At 69.9% G+C, this 16,493-nt stretch carries 20 protein-coding genes; 11 read left to right on the top strand and 9 right to left on the bottom strand.

The features are described from left to right. Window positions 1-427: 427 nt before the first annotated feature. The 5 genes from ACIA8L_RS54925 (at window position 428) to ACIA8L_RS54945 (ending at window position 4,242) form a co-directional block, all read left to right on the top strand. Window positions 428-1,546: a glycerate kinase gene (locus tag ACIA8L_RS54925; RefSeq protein ID WP_395918055.1), complete on the top strand. Its 1,119-nt coding sequence runs from the start codon at window positions 428-430 to the stop codon at window positions 1,544-1,546. Between the two features lie 94 nt (window positions 1,547-1,640). After that, a complete protein-coding gene (locus ACIA8L_RS54930) occupies window positions 1,641-2,009 on the top strand; it encodes an iron-sulfur cluster assembly accessory protein (RefSeq protein WP_223097228.1) in 369 nt (122 codons plus the stop codon). Window positions 2,010-2,383: 374 nt separating this feature from the next. Beyond that, complete coding sequence (locus ACIA8L_RS54935) at window positions 2,384-3,364, top strand: carbohydrate kinase family protein (RefSeq protein ID WP_395918057.1); 981 nt, start codon at window positions 2,384-2,386, stop codon at window positions 3,362-3,364. A 60-nt stretch (window positions 3,365-3,424) separates the two neighbouring features. Then, entirely contained in the window at window positions 3,425-3,826 is a 402-nt protein-coding gene (locus ACIA8L_RS54940) for a TlpA family protein disulfide reductase (RefSeq protein ID WP_395918058.1), read from the top strand. Continuing rightward, complete coding sequence (locus tag ACIA8L_RS54945; protein ID WP_395918060.1) at window positions 3,823-4,242, top strand: DUF4395 domain-containing protein; 420 nt, start codon at window positions 3,823-3,825, stop codon at window positions 4,240-4,242. The genes ACIA8L_RS54940 and ACIA8L_RS54945 overlap by 4 nt, the downstream gene beginning before the upstream one ends. Here ACIA8L_RS54945 and ACIA8L_RS54950 read toward each other — a convergent pair. Then, window positions 4,239-4,445, bottom strand: coding sequence for a sulfurtransferase TusA family protein (locus tag ACIA8L_RS54950; RefSeq protein ID WP_395918062.1), 207 nt, complete (start codon window positions 4,443-4,445; stop codon window positions 4,239-4,241). The two genes, ACIA8L_RS54945 and ACIA8L_RS54950, sit on opposite strands and share 4 nt — an antisense overlap. Then, window positions 4,442-5,533 (bottom strand): cysteine desulfurase family protein, encoded by a 1,092-nt coding sequence (locus tag ACIA8L_RS54955; RefSeq protein ID WP_395918064.1) that lies wholly within the window; start codon window positions 5,531-5,533, stop codon window positions 4,442-4,444. The genes ACIA8L_RS54950 and ACIA8L_RS54955 overlap by 4 nt, the downstream gene beginning before the upstream one ends. 110 nt (window positions 5,534-5,643) lie before the next feature. On the opposite strand from ACIA8L_RS54955, the gene coxB reads away from it, so the two are divergent. Both coxB and ACIA8L_RS54965 read left to right on the top strand, forming a co-directional pair. Beyond that, window positions 5,644-6,558: a cytochrome c oxidase subunit II gene (gene coxB, locus ACIA8L_RS54960; protein ID WP_395918066.1), complete on the top strand. Its 915-nt coding sequence runs from the start codon at window positions 5,644-5,646 to the stop codon at window positions 6,556-6,558. Window positions 6,559-6,571: 13 nt separating this feature from the next. Further along, window positions 6,572-7,015, top strand: coding sequence for a cytochrome c oxidase subunit 4 (locus ACIA8L_RS54965; RefSeq protein WP_395918067.1), 444 nt, complete (start codon window positions 6,572-6,574; stop codon window positions 7,013-7,015). Window positions 7,016-7,136: 121 nt separating this feature from the next. Here the strand turns inward: ACIA8L_RS54965 and ACIA8L_RS54970 are convergent, their stop codons facing one another. The 6 genes from ACIA8L_RS54970 to ACIA8L_RS54995 all read right to left on the bottom strand — a co-directional run bounded on the left by ACIA8L_RS54970 (window position 7,137) and on the right by ACIA8L_RS54995 (window position 11,178). Beyond that, window positions 7,137-7,682: a phospholipase gene (locus tag ACIA8L_RS54970; RefSeq protein ID WP_395918069.1), complete on the bottom strand. Its 546-nt coding sequence runs from the start codon at window positions 7,680-7,682 to the stop codon at window positions 7,137-7,139. A gap of 79 nt (window positions 7,683-7,761) precedes the next feature. Continuing rightward, the gene (locus ACIA8L_RS54975; RefSeq protein ID WP_395918071.1) at window positions 7,762-7,950 is read right to left on the bottom strand and encodes a hypothetical protein; all 189 of its coding nucleotides are present in this window, start codon (window positions 7,948-7,950) and stop codon (window positions 7,762-7,764) included. A gap of 57 nt (window positions 7,951-8,007) precedes the next feature. After that, complete coding sequence (locus ACIA8L_RS54980; protein ID WP_395918072.1) at window positions 8,008-8,757, bottom strand: hypothetical protein; 750 nt, start codon at window positions 8,755-8,757, stop codon at window positions 8,008-8,010. A gap of 42 nt (window positions 8,758-8,799) precedes the next feature. Beyond that, window positions 8,800-9,849 carry an anthranilate phosphoribosyltransferase gene (gene trpD / locus ACIA8L_RS54985; protein ID WP_395918074.1) on the bottom strand — a complete coding sequence of 350 codons (1,050 nt, stop codon included), beginning with the start codon at window positions 9,847-9,849 and terminating at the stop codon, window positions 8,800-8,802. A gap of 10 nt (window positions 9,850-9,859) precedes the next feature. Next, window positions 9,860-10,255 carry a hypothetical protein gene (locus ACIA8L_RS54990; protein WP_395918076.1) on the bottom strand — a complete coding sequence of 132 codons (396 nt, stop codon included), beginning with the start codon at window positions 10,253-10,255 and terminating at the stop codon, window positions 9,860-9,862. Beyond that, window positions 10,252-11,178, bottom strand: coding sequence for a cytochrome c oxidase assembly protein (locus ACIA8L_RS54995; RefSeq protein WP_395918108.1), 927 nt, complete (start codon window positions 11,176-11,178; stop codon window positions 10,252-10,254). The genes ACIA8L_RS54990 and ACIA8L_RS54995 overlap by 4 nt, the downstream gene beginning before the upstream one ends. Before the next feature lie 128 nt (window positions 11,179-11,306). Between ACIA8L_RS54995 and ACIA8L_RS55000 the strand changes: the two genes are divergently transcribed. From ACIA8L_RS55000 to ACIA8L_RS55015, 4 genes are all read left to right on the top strand, one after another. Further along, window positions 11,307-11,906, top strand: a complete 600-nt coding sequence (locus tag ACIA8L_RS55000; RefSeq protein WP_395918078.1) for a heme-copper oxidase subunit III — start codon at window positions 11,307-11,309, stop codon at window positions 11,904-11,906. 132 nt (window positions 11,907-12,038) lie between these two features. Beyond that, window positions 12,039-12,905: a c-type cytochrome gene (locus tag ACIA8L_RS55005; RefSeq protein WP_395918080.1), complete on the top strand. Its 867-nt coding sequence runs from the start codon at window positions 12,039-12,041 to the stop codon at window positions 12,903-12,905. Next, a complete protein-coding gene (locus tag ACIA8L_RS55010; protein WP_395918081.1) occupies window positions 12,902-14,002 on the top strand; it encodes a ubiquinol-cytochrome c reductase iron-sulfur subunit in 1,101 nt (366 codons plus the stop codon). The genes ACIA8L_RS55005 and ACIA8L_RS55010 overlap by 4 nt, the downstream gene beginning before the upstream one ends. Then, window positions 13,999-15,636, top strand: a complete 1,638-nt coding sequence (locus ACIA8L_RS55015; protein WP_395918082.1) for a cytochrome bc complex cytochrome b subunit — start codon at window positions 13,999-14,001, stop codon at window positions 15,634-15,636. The genes ACIA8L_RS55010 and ACIA8L_RS55015 overlap by 4 nt, the downstream gene beginning before the upstream one ends. Window positions 15,637-15,678: 42 nt before the next feature. Here ACIA8L_RS55015 and ACIA8L_RS55020 read toward each other — a convergent pair whose 3' ends face one another. Beyond that, entirely contained in the window at window positions 15,679-16,467 is a 789-nt protein-coding gene (locus ACIA8L_RS55020; RefSeq protein ID WP_395918083.1) for an alpha/beta fold hydrolase, read from the bottom strand. Between the last annotated feature and the right edge of the window lie 26 nt (window positions 16,468-16,493).

A 16,493-nucleotide genomic window follows, 5' to 3' on the forward strand; every position in this document is an offset into this window, starting at 1 on the left:
CTTCCACGGCGGCCTGTTGCGCCTTCGCTTCCACGGCGGCCTGTTGCGCCTTCGCTTCCACGGCGGCCTGTTGCGCCTTCGCTTCCACGGCGGCCTGTTGCGCCTTCGCTTCCACGGCGGCCTTTCGGGTTTCCGCGATTCGACGCCCTTTTTCGGCGCGCCGTTTTGTGAGGCCCATGCACGGTGTCTGGCGCGTTCTCAGCGAAGCTGCTCGTTCACCGCACAATAATCACGCCTCCGCTTCGGGCCGCCCGTCGAAGCCAACTCTGTCCGGCTGAACAAACGTGTCTACCAAGCCACACCACGAGTATCCCAAACCCCGCATAAGCTCAGCATAAGCAAAATGCCTTACGCAAAATTTATGGCGCTGCTGCTCCGGCGGCTGACCGGTCCGCGCGGTGACGGGTGGCCGGTGCAGAATGGCCCGATGCGCGTGCTCGTGTGCCCGGACAAGTTCGCGGGCACGATCTCCGCCCCTGATGTCGCCGAAGCCTTCGCCGAAGGGTGGCGGGGGGTGAAGCCCGACGACGAGCTCGTCCTGCGGCCGCTCTCCGACGGCGGGCCCGGCTTCAGCGCGGTCCTCGCGGCCGCGTTGCCGCAGGCCAAGGTGCTCACCGTGGCCACCACCGACCCGCTCGGGCGGGCGGTTGAGGGGCACGTGCTGCTCGACGGGGAGATCGCGTACGTCGAAAGCGCTGAAGCCTGCGGGCTGCACCTGCTCGCCGAGGCTGAGCGTGATCCGAAACACACTACGAGTTTCGGGCTGGGGCCACTGGTGGTCGCGGCGGTCGAGTCCGGGGCGCGGGAGGTGGTCATCGGGCTCGGGGGGAGTGCGACCAACGACGGCGGGGCCGGGCTGCTCGCGGCGCTCGGGGCGGCTCCGCTCGACGCGGCCGGATACGCCCTTCCGTACGGTGGCGCGGCCCTCACCGCCTGTGCCGGGCTCGGTGGGGTGCCGCGAATGCGGGAGGCGCGGCTGGTGGCCGCCACGGACGTCGACAGTCCGCTGCTGGGGCTGCACGGGGCGAGTTCGGTGTTCGGGCCGCAGAAGGGCGCCAGCCGGGAGGACGTGTTCCTGCTCGACGGGGCTTTGACCCGGTTCGCGGAGGTACTGGAGACGCTTCCCGGCTGTCCGTCCGGTGTCGCCACGCTGCCCGGTGCGGGTGCGGCGGGCGGGCTCGGTGCCGCGATCCTCGCGCTCGGCGGGCGGGTGGAGTCGGGGATCGGGCTGGTCCGGCGGCTGACCGGGCTCGACGCGGAGCTGGAGTCGGCATACCTGGTGGTGACCGGTGAGGGGTCGTTCGACGAACAGTCACTGCGGGGGAAGGTCGTGGCGGGTGTGGCGAACGCCGCACGTGATCTCGGTGTGCCGTGTGTGGTGGTCGCGGGGCGGGTCGACGCGGGTCGGCGGGAGGCCGCGGCCATCGGCGTGACCGAGGCCCACTCGCTGGTGGAGCACTTCGGCAGCGTGCCGAAAGCCATGTCACAACCGGCCGACGGGCTGCGTGAACTCGGACGACGACTGGCGCAGCAGTGGAGTCGTTAGCAGAAGTAGTGGCAGTATGGGTGGGGAATAGCTCTCGGAGGCCCCGGTGTTGACCTCTGAGGAACTGTAGACATCACCGCAGGGAGCTTTGATCGTGACCGCTTCGCAGCTTGCCGAGCCCGTTCAGACGGACAACCCGGCCGGCATCGGCCTCACCGCGGATGCCGCTATCAAGGTGAAGGGCCTGCTCGAGCAGGAAGGCCGGGACGATCTGCGGCTGCGTGTCGCGGTTCAGCCGGGCGGCTGCTCCGGCCTGCGCTACCAGCTGTTCTTCGACGAGCGCTCGCTCGACGGGGACAAGGTCAGCACCTACGACGGCTTCGAGGTCGTCGTCGACCGCATGAGCGTGCCCTACCTGACCGGCGCGACGATCGACTTCGCCGACCGGATCGACGCACAGGGCTTCACCATCGACAACCCCAACGCCCAGGGCTCCTGCGCCTGCGGCGACTCGTTCCACTAAGACCAGCGAACGACCCGAACGGCCGCCCGGCAACAGCTGGGCGGCCGTTCGGCGTCTCAAACCAAAAGCCGCGCGGCGTGACAGACCAAAACCCGGCCGGCGTGGCAAACCAAGGCCGCCCGGTGTGGCAAACCGAGGCCGCCCGGCGTGGCAAACCGAGGCCGCCCGACGTGACAGGCCAAAAGCCGTCGGGCGTGACGGGCCAAAAGCCGCCCGGCGCGGCGGACCAAAGCCGCCGGGCGTTGCGGAGCAAAAGCCCCTCGGCGTCGCAAACCACAAGCGTCTCGGACCAGAAACAGGCGTCGGCCGGGAAAACCGCACCAAGGTAGGCTGTCCAGGCTCTCCAACCGCCCGTCCGACCTTCGAGGATCCCCATGAAGATCGCCGTCACCGGCTCGATCGCGACCGACCATCTGATGCACTTCCCGGGCCGCTTCGCGGAGCAGCTCCTGGCCGACCAGTTGCACAAGGTGTCGCTGTCGTTCCTCGTGGACGACCTCACGGTCCGCCGGGGCGGGATCGCCGCCAACATCGCGTTCGGCATGGGCCAGCTCGGGCTGCGCCCGATCCTGGTGGGTGCGGTCGGGGCCGACTTCGCCGACTACCGCAGCTGGCTGACCCGCCACGGCGTCGACTGCGACTCGATCCTGGTCAGCGAGGTCGCGCACACCGCCCGGTTCGTCTGCACGACCGACGACGACATGAACCAGATCGCCTCGTTCTACGCGGGCGCCATGTCCGAGGCTCGCAACATCGAGATCGCCCCGGTCGCGCAGCGGGTCGGCGGCCTCGACCTGGTCATCATCGGCGCCAACGACCCGATGGGCATGATCCGGCACACCGAGGAGTGCCGTGCGGAGGGCATCCCGTTCGCCGCCGACATCTCCCAGCAGCTGGCGATCATGCCCGGGGAGGAGATCGCCAAGCTCGTCGACGGGGCGGCCTACCTGCTCACGAACGAATACGAGAAGGAGCTCCTGGAGAGCAAGACCGGCCTGACCACGGACGTGCTGCTGGACAAGGTCGGCTTCGTGATCACCACCCTGGGCAAGGACGGCTGTGTGATCCGCAGCCGCACCCTCGACGCCGAGGTCCGCGTGCCGGCGATCCGCGGCGTGCAGACCGTCGACCCGACCGGCGTCGGCGACGGCTGGCGCTCCGGCTTCTTCGCCGCCCTGTCGTGGGGCCTCGGCCTCGAGCGCGCCGCCCAGGTCGGCTCCATGGTCGCGGCCCTGGTCCTGGAGACCGTCGGCCCGCAGGAGTACACGATCCAGCGCGACGAGGTGGCCAAGCGCCTGGCCGACACCTACGGCGACGCGGCCGCCGACGAGATCCGCGACCACCTGCCGGCGTAGCCCTGAAGGTGACCCGGCTATCCCTACCGGCTAACTAGGGTTGAGAGTATCGTTGCCGCCGTGACGTACGTGGTCCTGGCGGTGCTCGCCGCGGCGACCGTGGCCGGCCTGATCTATCGGGCTCGCTACGGTCGCCTTCGCGCATCTGCGGGTGCCCTGCCGCCCGGCCTGCTCCCCGGCGGGCCCTCGGACGGGGTCACCCTGCTGCACTTCACCTCCAAGACCTGCGCCCCGTGCCGCCAGGTGCGCGCCGTCTGCGCTGATCTTTCCAAGGACATCGCGGGGGTACGGCACGTCGAAGTCGACGCCGATGAGCACCTGGACGCGGTCAAGGGCCTGGACATCTGGCGCCTGCCCACCCTGCTCGTCGTGGACCGGGAGGGCCGCATCGCCCGCCGCACCGTCGGCGTCCCCGACCGCGCCGACCTGCGCAAGACCGTCACGGAGGTGCTGGCCGCATGACAACACCCGTTGGCTTGGACCCGCGCGGTCCACGGTTCGCGGCCGTGCTCACCACCATCGTCTTCGTGGTCATCCTGCTGACGGGCAGCGGCTGGCTCACCCTGGCCCAGGCGGTGATCTTCGCGGTCGGTGCCGGCAACCCGCGCTGGAACGCGTACGCGCTGGTCTACCGCTACCTCGTCGCGCCCCGTCTGGGCCCGCCGGCCGAGCGCGAGGACCCGGCCCCGGTCCGCTTCGCCCAGGCGGTCGGCCTCGTCTTCACCGTGTTCGCGGCGATGGGCTACCTGAGCGGCGCGACCGTCCTCGGCATTGTGTTCGCCGCGTTCGCCCTGGTGGCCGCGTTCCTCAACGGTTTCTTCGGGCTGTGCCTGGGCTGCGAGGCCTACCTCGCGATCCGCCGCCTCCGCGCCACTTAGAGCCGGACGGTGTGGCGATCGCCGTCCGTCCCCAGAAACGTGTGGCCCTTCATCCGGCACCAGGCCGGGATGTCGACCGCGGCCGCGGGGTCGTCCGCCAACACGGCGATCTCCGTCCCGGCGGCCTGCTGCGCCGCGAGTTTGGCCAGCATGATGACGGGGAGTGGGCACCGCTTGCCCAGTGCGTCGATGACCAAGCTCACAGACCCGCCTCCGCCCGCGCGTCGGCGACCAGGCCCGGCAGGACGGCCAGGAACGCCCGCACGTCTTCCGTGGACACTCCACTATGGAGCGAAACCCGCACGTTGCCGTGGGTGAGCACCCCCATCGCGGCCAGGACGTGCGAGGGCCGCAGCGTGTCCGACGTGCACGCGGAGCCCGACGAGACCGCGAAACCGGCCCGGTCCAGGGCCTGCAGCAGGACCTCGCCGTCCACATACAGGCAGGAGAACGTGACGATGTGGGGGAGCCGCTCGTCCGGGGCCCCGACGACCTCGACGTCGGGCACGGTGGCCGCGACCGTCCGGCGAATCTCGTCGACCAGCGTGCGCTGCCGTACCCCCTCGGCCTGGGCATGCTCGGCCACGGCCCGAAGCGCCGCCGCGGCCGCGAACACCGCCGGCACGTCCGCCGCCGGGTCGTCCCAAGGCGCCTCCCAGCGCGTGCCCTTGCGGACGGCGAGGACGCCGACCCCGGCCGGGCCGCCCCACTTGCGGGCGCTGCCGGTGAGCAGCGACCAGCCGTCGGGCAGGTCGGTCCGGCCGATCGACTGGGCCGCGTCGACCAGCAGTGGCACGCCGGCCGCCGCGCACAGCTCCGCCGCCGCGCCGACCGGTTGCACCGTCCCCACCTCATGATTCGCGCTTTGGACCGCGACCAGGGCCACTTCCGCGGAATCCGCCGAGGTCAGCGCGGTTTGCAACGCTTCCAGGGAGACTCGGCCGGTGCGGTCGACGGGGAGGAGTACCCCCGAATCGCCGGCCGCTTTTATAACGGCGGAGTGCTCGACCGCACTGTGCACGACCGTCCGGCGGCCGCGGGAACGCCGGACCCCCTCCACCGCCCGCCGGACGGCGTCGCTCCCACCGGCCGTGAAGTGCAGCTCGTCGGGGCGCACGCCCAGTAACCCGGCCGTGGTCTCCCGGGCCGCGTCCAGCAGCTGCCGGGCCCGGCGGGCCGGGGTGTAGAGCCGGCCGGGATCGGCCCAGCCGTCGGCCAAAGCGGCCTGCAATGCTTGTCCCACAACGGAATGCGGGGGAGCGGCGGTTGCCGCGTCAAGGTAGACGCCCACCCGCGCAACGGTATCCCGACCCGGACACGACCACCCCAAGCCGGGCGGACCGCACATGGTCGAGTACGCTCGCCAGCGTTGGTGAGGCTTGCCGTGAGAAGCTGCTGGAGATGGCTTTCACGGCACTGCTAAGGAGGCAGGAGCAGGTGGTCTCAAGAGGTTTGAGCCCCGCGCGCGCCGTCGGGCTCGCCGTCTCGGCCGTCGGGGCGACGACTCTGCTCGCCGGATGCTCCGTCGGGGACACGTTCAACGGGTTCGGCTGGCCCAAGGGCATCACCGAGCAGGGCGACCGGATGTACGACCTGTGGATCGGGTCGGTCGTCGCGGCGCTCGCCGTCGGTGTCTTCGTCTGGGGTCTGATCTTCTGGTGCGTGGTGCGCTACCGGAAGCGGGGCGACGAGCTGCCCCCGCAGACGCGATACAACATGCCGTTCGAGATTCTTTACACGGTGGCGCCGTTCGTGGTCATCGCCGTGTTGTTCTTCTACACCGCGGTGATCCAGACGGACGTCGACCGGCTCTCGAAGAACCCGGACGTCAACGTCGAGGTCATCGCCTCGAAGTGGAACTGGCAGTTCGTCTACACCGACACCAAGGGACCGGACGGCAAGTCCATCATCACGGTCGGCTCGGACGACTACATCCCGGTCCTGGTGCTGCCCGCGGGCAAGAGCGTGCAGTTCAAGGAGACCTCGAAGGACGTCATCCACTCGTTCTGGGTGCCCGACGTGCTGTTCAAGCGTGACGTCATCCCGGGCGTGGAGAACCGCTTCGAGATCAAGCTCAAGGACAACGCCGCGGGCGCCTACGTGGGCCGGTGCGCGGAGCTCTGCGGCACCTACCACTCGATGATGAACTTCGAGCTGCGGGTCGTCTCGCCGGAGCAGTACACCCGCTACCTGGACCTGCGCACCGCGGGCCAGAGCACCCCGGCGGCGCTGGCCTCGCTCGGCTTCCCGAACAACGGCTACGCGACCACGACCCACCCGTTCGACACCGACCGCACCAAGCGGTCGGCGAGCTGAGAGGCGAACGGCGATGAAGGCTGAAAACCGTCTCTTCTTCGTGCTGGCCCTGTTCGTGTTCGCCATGGCCGGCCTCTACGGCTGGTGGACGAGCGCGGCCCCGCGGGAGCAGTCCGGTCACCACGGCACCGAGTGGATCGGCGTGGTCGCGCTCATCCTGTCCGGGCTGCTGCTGACGATGATCGGCGGCGCCCTGGCGATGATCGCCCGCCGCATGGAGCCCCGCCCCGAGGACCGCCCCGACGCGGAAATCGCTGAGGGCGCCGGTGACCTGGGCTTCTTCAGCCCGGGCAGCTACTGGCCGTTCGGCCTGGCGCTGTCCGCGATGATCGCGAGCCTGGGCCTGGCGTTCGACCAGTGGTGGCTGGTGGCGGTCGGCCTGCTGTCGGTCATCTTCGCGACCTGCGGCCTGATGTTCGAGTACTACAGCGGCTCCCGCCGCGGCGCCGAGCACTAGAGCAAAAGCGGCGCCGAACACCAGACAAGAGCGGCGCCGAGCGCTAGAGCGGCGCCGAGCACTGGAGCAAGACCTGGCAAGGCCCCCGGAGCAGCTGTTCCGGGGGCCTTTTCCGTCTCCGTCAGGCGGCGGCGTTCGATTCGGCCCGGGCCTGGGCGCGCTGGCCCTTGGCGAGGAGGTCGGCGGCCTTGTCCAGGGCCGCGTCGCTCAGCGAGATGCTGCCGAAGGCCGACACCGCCTGGTAGTACGTCCAGGCCAGGCTGGTGCAGGCCGGGCGCACGAACACGTTGTACGTGGCGCACTTGGCCTTGAGGTCGTAGTAGAACGAGTCGTCGATGCGGCTCTTGTTCGCCGGGAAGGTGCCGATCAGCTTGAAGTTGCGGTAGCCGAAGTCGTGGCGCTGGCACGGGCGGCGGAAGTCGAAGCCCAGGGGCTGGTCGGGGCTGGACGAGCAGTAGTCGGTGGTCCAGTCGAAGCCGTACGCGGCCCAGGCGCCCTGGTTGAGGCGGGCGGAGTTCCAGGCGTTGTAACTGGCGGCGGTCGGCTGTGACCACGTCGCCATCACGGCGGGCTTGTCGGTGGGGACGGCGGCGTGGGCGTCGGTGGCTACACCCAGGGCGAGCAGCACCGCGGCGAGGGGAACGGCGAGGCGGCGGCCAATCTTCATGGCCGGATTGTTCCGCGTCGATGTAGCCGGCAGTTGAACTTCTGCGCCGAACGGTAGTTGCGGCGAGCTGAACGGCCGTTCAGGCCGCGGCGCGCCGCCGGAGCAGGACCCGCGGCCGCCGGTCCATGAGCATAATGACCGGCGCCACCACGATGGCCGCGGCGCAGGCCGTGCACGCCCAGTCGGGGCAGTTGGCGCGTGGGTGGTCGGCGCAGGTCGGCTTCTCGAAGATCCGCACCTGGCCGCAGGTGTCGCAGTGCAGCTCCATATCGCCACCGTCGCACCGACCGGACGCACAACCGAGGACCGGACCCAGCGTGTCAGGTCACTTTTTGGCGGCAGCCGAAGCGGCCGGGGCGACCTTGGGCGGCAGGAACGCCTCTTCGCTCACGCTCGGCGTCGTGTACTGCAGCACGAGCTCGGTCGCCTTCCCGGCATCGGTCGTGCCCTGGAAGTACGCCAGCAGCCCGGCCGGGTTCACGCACGCCATCTCGGTGCGGATGCCGGTCGCGGTCACCGACACGCACTGCGCGTCGCCGCGCTTGGACGCCCCGGCCCGCACCCCGTCGCCCTGTGCGATCGTCGCCAGCCGGCCCAGCGCCGCCTCCGGGGCCAGGAATTCGCCCCCGAACGCCGCGCTGATGGCCTTGGCCTCGGTCGGGGACATCGTGTCCGCCCCCGGGCCTTCCTGGCACGTCACGGGCGGCGTGACGGGCTTACGGCCCTTCGCGGGGGAGGGTGCCACCCCGGTCGAGCACAGGAACGTGCCGTCCGGGGTCGAGATGTAGGTCACGCCGCCGCCGCGGTAGGCCCGCCGGGGCGTCGACTGCGAGACCGTGACGATTGAGCCGGAGGGGGTCGCATACTGCAGCGTCGCGTCGTTGTCCAGGCCCAGGACCAGCCGCGAGGCGAGCGAGTCGACCATCTCCAGGGCCTGGTTGACGGGCTCCTGCTGCTCCTTGGTCGGCGTGCTGCACGACTTCGCCATCATGCCGGCGAAGCCGAGCGTCAGCGCACCGGCGATGACCGCGGAGAGCATTGCCTTCTTGGGGTTGTTGCGCGGCAGTTCGGCCATGCCCCAACCAACGGCGCACCCGCGCCGCGAGTTATGGGCGGATCAGACCGGTTTGAAGGCGGTCCAGCGCGCGACCAGGTCGGTGGCGGCGCCGGAGTCGACGGCCGCCGCGGCCCGCTCCAGACCGGCCTTGAGCTGCGTGCCGAGGCCGTCGACGGTCAGAGCGCCGGCCCGGGCCGCGATCGCCGCGGCCGCGTTGAGCAGCACCGCGTCGCGCACCGGCCCCGGCTCACCGGCGAACATCCGCCGGGCGACGTCCGCGTTGTGCTCCGAGTCCCCGCCGCGCAGGTCGCCGGGGGCGGAGCGGGCCAGACCGAGGTCGACGCTGTCGAAGAGGGTCTCGCTGACGGTACCCCCGGAAACGACCCAGACCCGGGTCGGCGCGCCCGTCGTGAACTCGTCCAGGCCGTCCTCGCCGCGCACGACCAGCACCGAGTAGCCGCGCTCGGCCATGACGCCGGCCATCACCGGGGCCATCCGCGGGTCGAAGCAGCCAATGGTGGCCGCCGTCGGCTGAGCCGGGTTGGTCAGCGGGCCGAGGAAGTTGAACACCGTCGGCACGCCCAGCTCGCGCCGCGGGCCACCGGCGTGGCGCATCGCCGGGTGGAAGCGGGCGGCGAAGCAGAAGCCGATGCCGACCTCGGCCACGCACCGGGCCACGTCCTCCGGGCCCATGTCGATCGTGACGCCGAGGCGTTCCAGCAGGTCAGCGGCGCCGGTCGAGGACGACGCGGCCCGGTTGCCGTGCTTGACCACGGGCACGCCGGCGGCGGCGGTCACGACCGCGGCCATGGTCGAGATGTTCACGGTGTTGGCCCGGTCGCCGCCGGTGCCGACGATGTCAACGGCCGTGCCGCGCAGCTCGTCGGAGGCCGGCACCTTGGCCCCGAACTCCAGCATCACCTCGGCACACGCGGCCACCTCGGCCGGGGTCTCGCCCTTGGCCCGCAGCGCGATCACGAACGCGGCGGTCTGCGCCTGCGTGGAGCGGCCGGAGAAGATCTCGCTCATCGCCCACCGCGCGTCGTCGGTGGACAGGTCCTCCCCGCGGAGCAGGGCGGTGAGCAACGTCGGCCACGTGCGATCGCCCATGAAAGGCCTCCTACCGGCGAATGGCGGGGTATGCGCGGAGCAGGGCGGAGACGGTCTCCCCGGTGGTGACGGGGTCGAGCGGATACATGATCGTGCCCTCGACCTTGGCGTAGCTGGCCAGCCACCGGTCCGCGGCGCGGGCGATGGCCAGCACGACCGGCGGCGCGTCGGTGATCTCGTCCTTGAGCTGCCGGGCGATGCCCAGCCCGCCGCCGGGGGTGGCCTCGCCGTCGAGGACCAGCAGGTCGATGTCGGTGTCGTCGACGAGCTTGACGACCTCGGCGTAGGTCGACGCGTCGACGAACTTCACCGTCAGGTCGACCGCGGGGCGGCTGCCGATGGCCAGCCGCATCCGGTCGCGGACGTCGGCGTCGTCGCTGTACAGCAGGACAATGTGCTCGCTCATGTGCGCGCTGCTCCTCGTGTGGCGTCTGCCTCCGGGATCGTACCGTCCGGGGCGATGGCGATGCCGGTGCGGGCCGACCACTCCTCTTCCTCGCGCCGCAGCCGCTCCTCGCGGTCGAGCTTGCGGTCGATCCGGGTGGCCTCGCGGTCCGACTGGCGCATCCACTGCACGACGAGCACGGCCAGCATCGTCACCGACACGAACTCGCCGCCGGCCCAGAGGATCCCGCCCGCGACGACCTGGTCGTGGACGGGGTCGGACCAGCTCAGGTGCAGGGACGGATACCAGTCGCCACCGAGCAGGGTCTTGCTCTGCATGATGGTCAGGCCGAGCACCGTGTGGAACGGCGTGGACAGGAACATCAGCAGTGCCCGGGCCGGGTATGGCCACCGCCCCGGCAGCGGGTCGAGGCCCACGAGGGGCCAGAAGAAGAGGCAGCCGACCGCGATGAAGTGCGCGTGCGTGAGCTCGTGGACCCACTCGTGGCGCATGGTCAGCTCGTAAAGATTCGTGAAATAGAGCACGAATGGCGTCACTACGAAGAAGCCGTATGCCACCAACGGAAACGCCAGGATCCGCGCCGGCCGGGAGTGCACGACCGCCAATAGCGTGCGCCGGCCGCGGGGCGGCAGGGTGCGCAGCGCGAGGGTCACCGGAGCGCCCAGGGCCAGGAAGATCGGCGCGATCATGGACAGCACCATGTGCTGCACCATGTGGACACTCAGCAGCGTGGTGTCGTACTCCTCGACACCGCTCATCGTGACAGACGCGATGGCTCCCAGTCCCGGGAACAGGAACAACAGGGTCCGCGCGATCGGCCAGCGGTCGCCGCGGCGGTGCAGCTTGGCGACGCCGGCGAGGTAGACCCCGGCCGCGGCCAGCAGCACCAGCGTCAGCCACGAGACGTGGAACGACCCGAGGATCGTCGCGGCGCTCGGAGGGCCTGATTCGGCAGCTTGGAACACGTCTCCACACTATGCCCGCGCACGAATCGTCCGTGTCTGGTGGACCCCGCGCAAACCCGGTGATGATCGGGGGCAATAATGACGCTGTGACTGCGGCCCCAGCGATTGCCAAGAGCCAGATCCACTCACTGACCAGGCCCAACATGGTCAGTGTCGGGACGATCGTGTGGCTCTCCAGTGAGTTGATGTTCTTCGCGGCACTGTTCGCGATGTACTTCTCCATCCGCGCGGCAGCGCCGGAGCTCTGGGAGAAGCACACCGAGGTGCTGAACGTCCCCTACGCTCTGACATTCACGATCGTCCTCGTGCTGTCGTCCATCACCTGCCAGATCGGCGTGTTCCGCGCCGAGCGCGGTGACGTGCACGGCCTGCGGCGGTGGTTCGCGCTGACGTTCATCATGGGTCTGGTCTTCGTGCTGGGCCAGGTGAACGAGTACCGCAACCTCGTCGGCGAGGGCGTGAAGATCAACGGCGACGGGTACGGCTCGATGTTCTACCTGACGACCGGCTTCCACGGCCTCCATGTCACGGGCGGCCTCATCGCATTCGTCATCTACCTGATCCGCACGACGATGGGGCGCTTCACGCCGGCCCAGGCGACGGCGGCGATCGTCGTGTCCTACTACTGGCACTTCGTCGACGTGGTCTGGATCGCACTGTTCGCAATGATCTACTTCTTGCAGTGAGCATCTGCTCCCTGCGGTAGGCACGAATACCAGGAGTAGGAAGTACGTCGAGTCGGGCCGCGTCACGGCTCCCCGACTGCCACCCCGATCAACCACCGAGACGACATAGGTGATGACGACAAAGGTGAGGCCATGACTTCTGAGCAGAGCAAGCGGCCGCTTGCCCGGCTGGTGCCGGGCGGTGCGCGCGCGGCGCGGGGCAAGCTGCGCCGGCGCCTCGAGGCGGCCGCACGCCTGATCGCCGCGCTCACGATTGTCGGCGGCCTTTACAGCGCATACGCCCCCGGCGTCGGCCGGGCCGAGGACGTGCCGGCCCTGTCCGACCAGGCCAAGCACGGCAAGGAGCTCTACGAGACCAGCTGCATCACCTGCCACGGCACCAACGGGCAGGGCGTGCAGGGCCGCGGCCCGAGCCTCATCGGCGTCGGCTCGGCGGCGGTGGAGTTCCAGGTCAACACCGGCCGCATGCCGCTGGCCCGCCAGGAGGCGCAGGCCCAGCGCAAGGACCCGATGTACAGCGAGCAGGACGCCGCCGACATCGGCGCCTACATCCAGGAGCTGGGTGGCGGCCCGACCCTGCCGAGCGCCGAGAGCCTCAACGAGGACGTCAAGAAGGCCCAGGCCGACCCCAAGACCCTCGCGCACGGCGGTGAGCTCTACCGGGTCAACTGCTCGGCCTGCCACGCGTTCTCCACCGGTGGCGGCGCGCTGTCCTCGGGCAAGTTCGCCCCGACGCTGCAGCACTCCACCAACCGCGACATGTACGGCGCCATGCTGACCGGCCCGCAGAACATGCCCGTGTTCGGCAACAACCAGCTGAGCCCGGACGACAAGGCCGCGATCATCGCCTACATCCAGAACCTGAACCAGAACCCGGCGAGCGACCCCGGCGGCTGGAACATCGGCCGCTACGGCCCGGTCCCCGAGGGGCTCGTCATCTTCCTCGTCGGTATCGCGGCGCTCGTGTTCGCCACGCTGTGGATTGCAGGGAAGTCATGACCACGACGCACCACGCTCCGACGGAGGAGCAGTTCGACGCGACTGACCCGGCACTCACCCGGTTCGACCTCGTCAAGGAGGGCGCGCGCCGGGACGGTGTCGAGATCGTGCACTACGCGCCCCGGTTCCCGGTGCCGGGCACGAAGGCCGAGCGGCGCATCGAGCGCATGCTGTCCTTCCTGTTCCTGCTCACGGGGCTCTTCGGGACCGCGTTCGTGGTCGCCTACATCTGGTGGCCCTGGCACTACGGCCACGGCAACGCGACCTACCAGGACTGGTATCCCTTCTACACGCCGGTCCTGGGCGCGACGCTCGGCCTGTGCCTGCTGACCCTGGGCCTGGGCATCATCGTCTGGTCGAAGAAGCTCCTCCCCGAGGAGGTCTCGATCCAGGAGCGCCACGACGGGCACTCGGACAGCACCGAGCAGAAGCTCACCGCGGCGACGATCCTCAACATGGGCGACGAGCTCGGCCTCAAGCGCCGCAAGTTCGTCGGCCTGGCCTTCCTCGCCGGTGCCGCCCCGCTCGGCGCGGTCGCCGGCGCGATCCTGGTCGGCTCGCTGATCAAGGCCCCGAAGCAGGGTGACGAGAACATCTTCTTCACCACCGGCTGGGACCCGAAGCACAACGACGGCAAGCCGGTGCGCCTCACCCACGAGGACGGCACCCCGATCCGCCCGGCCGACATCAGCGTCGGCGGCCAGATCACCGTCTTCCCGGGCATCCCGCACGGCGCGACCAACAAGTTCGCCGACTCGCCGACCCTGCTCATCCACCTCCGCGAGGAGGACGCGCAGGAGACCCTGTCGCACGCCAAGGCGGTGAACGAGGGCTCGCAGTGGCAGAACTTCGTGGCCTACTCGAAGATCTGCACACACGCGGGCTGCCCGGCCAGCCTGTACGAGCAGCAGACGAACCGCCTGCTGTGCCCCTGCCACCAGTCGCAGTTCCAGATCACCGACAACGCGCGGCCGATCTTCGGCCCCGCCAGCCGGGCGCTGCCGCAGCTGCCGATCACGGTGGACGATGAGGGATACTTCGTAGCGAAGTCCGACTACAAGATCGCGGTCGGACCGGCCTTCTGGGAGCGGCCATGAAACGGCGCAAGATCGATCTCCGGGCGCTGCCCGGCAACTCGGCCAGCGCGCTCGATGAGCGGTTCCAGGCGGCCACCCCGCTGCGCCGCCTGCTGAACAAGGTCTTCCCCGACCACTGGTCGTTCCTGCTGGGGGAGATCGCGCTCTACTCGTTCGTCGTGCTGCTGCTCAGCGGCATCTTCCTGGCGCTGTTCTTCGACCCGTCCCTCGCCGAGACGGTCTACGACGGCAGCTACACCCCGCTCCGCGGTGTCGAGATGTCGCAGGCGTACAACACCGCCCTGCACCTGTCGTTCGACGTGCGCGGCGGCCTCTTCATGCGCCAGATGCACCACTGGGCCGCGCTGCTGTTCATGGCCGCGATCGTCGTGCACATGTTCCGGGTGTTCTTCACCGGCGCGTTCCGCAAGCCGCGCGAGGCCAACTGGATCGTCGGCGTGCTGCTGTTCTGGATGGGCTTCCTCGAGGGCTTCGGCGGCTACTCGCTGCCCGACGACGCGCTGTCCGGCACCGGCCTGCGCATCGCCTCGGCGATCATGCTCTCCATCCCGATCGTCGGCACCTGGGTGACCACGTCGCTGTTCGGTGGCGAGTTCCCGGGTGAGGTCATCCTCGACCGGCTCTACATCGTCCACGTGCTGCTCGTCCCGGGTGCGCTGCTCGCGCTCATCAGCGTCCACATGGGCCTGCTGGTGAAGCAGAAGCACACCCAGTGGCCCGGCCCCGGCCGGACCAACGAGAACGTGGTCGGCGTGCGGATGTTCCCGGGCTTTGCGGCCAAGGCCGGCGGCTTCTTCATGATCGTGTTCGCCATGATCGCCGCGCTCGCGGGCCTCTTCCAGATCAACCCGATCTGGCTGTTCGGCCCCTACAAGGCCGCGGTCGTCTCGGCGGCGAGCCAGCCCGACTGGTACGTCATGTTCCTCGACGGCTCCACCCGCCTCTTCCCGGCCTGGGAGATCAGGTTCGACCTGTTCGGCTGGGGTGACGGCTACACCATCCCGCCGATTTTCTGGCCGACGGTGGTGCTGCCCGGCATCCTGACGATGCTGCCGATCTTCTATCCGTTCATCGAGGCCAGATTCACCAAGGACAAGGCCGTCCACAACCTGCTCGAGCGCCCGCGGGACAACCCGCTGCGCACGGCGCTGGGCGCCATGGCGATCTCGTTCTACGTCGTCCTGCTGATCTCCGGCGGCAACGACGTGCTGGCCGACAAGTTCCACATCAGCCTCAACGCGATGACCTGGGCCGGGCGCATCGGCATGCTGGTCGTCCCGCCGCTGGCCTACTACGCGGCCTACCGCATCGCGCTGGGCCTGCAGCAGCACGACCGCGAGGTCCTGGCCCACGGCGTGGAGACGGGCATCATCCGCCGCCTCCCGGACGGCCGCTTCATCGAGGTCCACCAGCCGCTGCCGGGCCCGTCCAACGGGCACGCGGACGGCGACGGCCACCACGGCCTGGACTACGCGGGCTGGGTCGTGCCGAAGAAGATGAACCGCCTGGGCGCCCTGGCCCCGACGGTGAAGGGCTTCTTCTTCCCGATCGAGAAGGCCGCCCCGCCGCCGAAGCCGGCCCCGCGCCAGGTGGAAGCGGAGCAGGAGCGCGAAGAGATCACGACCGGCCACTGAGCAGTGAACGAAGGCCCCGACGCACTCGCGTCGGGGCCTTCGTCATGAGGCCCAGTCCCGGACCCGCTTGGCCAGCGCCGACCCGTGCTTGGCCCACCGGAAATGGTCGATCGGCTCGCCGGGGTCGTAGTCCTCCCTGGTCACCGGGGCCAGCGGCATCTTCGCCAGCAGCTTCGAGACCGTCCCCGGCGGCGTGTACTGGTCCCCGGCCATGTCGACGGCCAGGATCGGCGTCGTCACCCGGGCCAGCCCGCGCTCGAGCTCCTCGGGATACCGCCCGGTCCGCGCGGTGTATGCCCAGTCCCGGATGACCCCGCGCGCCTGCCGCCCGCCGAACCCCCACCCCGGCCACACCCGCAGCGCCGACCCGACGACGTTGAGCGTCTGCGTCTGCACCAGGACTTTCGTCCGCTGGCCGCCGGGGTAGCTGCGCCAGTAGGGCAGGCCGACCGCCAGCAGGACGAGCCCCTGAACGTCGGCGTCCGGGTGCCGCCCGAGGTGCAGCGCACACGCCTGCCCGCCGAGTGAGTGGCCCATGAGGACGATCCTTCGGCCTTTATACCGATCTATTACGGCGCCGACGTCGTCGGTCAGTTCGCGCAGCCCGTATCGCGACCGCGCGGACGGTGCCGGCCTGCTCTCCCCGGTCCCGCGCAGGTCGGCCACGACCACGTCGAGCCCGGCGGCGTTGAGATCCTCGGCGAAGCGCCGGTAGTACCGCGCCGGCACCCCCATCGCCGGCCACAGCACCGCCAGCGGCGCGTCGTCGGCCGACCCGGCGTGGACGTGCAGCGCAATCGTGTCCGTCCCCCGGCTCACGGTCTCCACCATGGTCATCAGCGTAGGACGTAGGGTGC

The sequence above is a fragment of the Dactylosporangium sp. NPDC051541 genome (assembly GCF_044454505.1).
Taxonomy (GTDB): domain Bacteria; phylum Actinomycetota; class Actinomycetes; order Mycobacteriales; family Micromonosporaceae; genus Dactylosporangium.

Bases quoted from the DNA above. Each gene is read 5' to 3' on its own strand.
- ACIA8L_RS54925 (WP_395918055.1), top strand. From the start codon at position 428: ATGCGCGTGCTCGTGTGCCCGGACAAGTTCGCGGGCACGATCTCCGCC.
- ACIA8L_RS54935 (WP_395918057.1), top strand. From the start codon at position 2,384: ATGAAGATCGCCGTCACCGGCTCGATCGCGACCGACCATCTGATGCAC.
- ACIA8L_RS54945 (WP_395918060.1), top strand. From the start codon at position 3,823: ATGACAACACCCGTTGGCTTGGACCCGCGCGGTCCACGGTTCGCGGCC.
- coxB (WP_395918066.1), top strand. From the start codon at position 5,644: ATGGCTTTCACGGCACTGCTAAGGAGGCAGGAGCAGGTGGTCTCAAGA.
- ACIA8L_RS54965 (WP_395918067.1), top strand. From the start codon at position 6,572: ATGAAGGCTGAAAACCGTCTCTTCTTCGTGCTGGCCCTGTTCGTGTTC.
- ACIA8L_RS54970 (WP_395918069.1), bottom strand. From the start codon at position 7,682: ATGAAGATTGGCCGCCGCCTCGCCGTTCCCCTCGCCGCGGTGCTGCTC.
- ACIA8L_RS54975 (WP_395918071.1), bottom strand. From the start codon at position 7,950: ATGGAGCTGCACTGCGACACCTGCGGCCAGGTGCGGATCTTCGAGAAG.
- ACIA8L_RS54980 (WP_395918072.1), bottom strand. From the start codon at position 8,757: ATGGCCGAACTGCCGCGCAACAACCCCAAGAAGGCAATGCTCTCCGCG.
- trpD (WP_395918074.1), bottom strand. From the start codon at position 9,849: ATGGGCGATCGCACGTGGCCGACGTTGCTCACCGCCCTGCTCCGCGGG.
- ACIA8L_RS54990 (WP_395918076.1), bottom strand. From the start codon at position 10,255: ATGAGCGAGCACATTGTCCTGCTGTACAGCGACGACGCCGACGTCCGC.
- ACIA8L_RS55005 (WP_395918080.1), top strand. From the start codon at position 12,039: ATGACTTCTGAGCAGAGCAAGCGGCCGCTTGCCCGGCTGGTGCCGGGC.
- ACIA8L_RS55010 (WP_395918081.1), top strand. From the start codon at position 12,902: ATGACCACGACGCACCACGCTCCGACGGAGGAGCAGTTCGACGCGACT.
- ACIA8L_RS55015 (WP_395918082.1), top strand. From the start codon at position 13,999: ATGAAACGGCGCAAGATCGATCTCCGGGCGCTGCCCGGCAACTCGGCC.
- ACIA8L_RS55020 (WP_395918083.1), bottom strand. From the start codon at position 16,467: ATGGTGGAGACCGTGAGCCGGGGGACGGACACGATTGCGCTGCACGTC.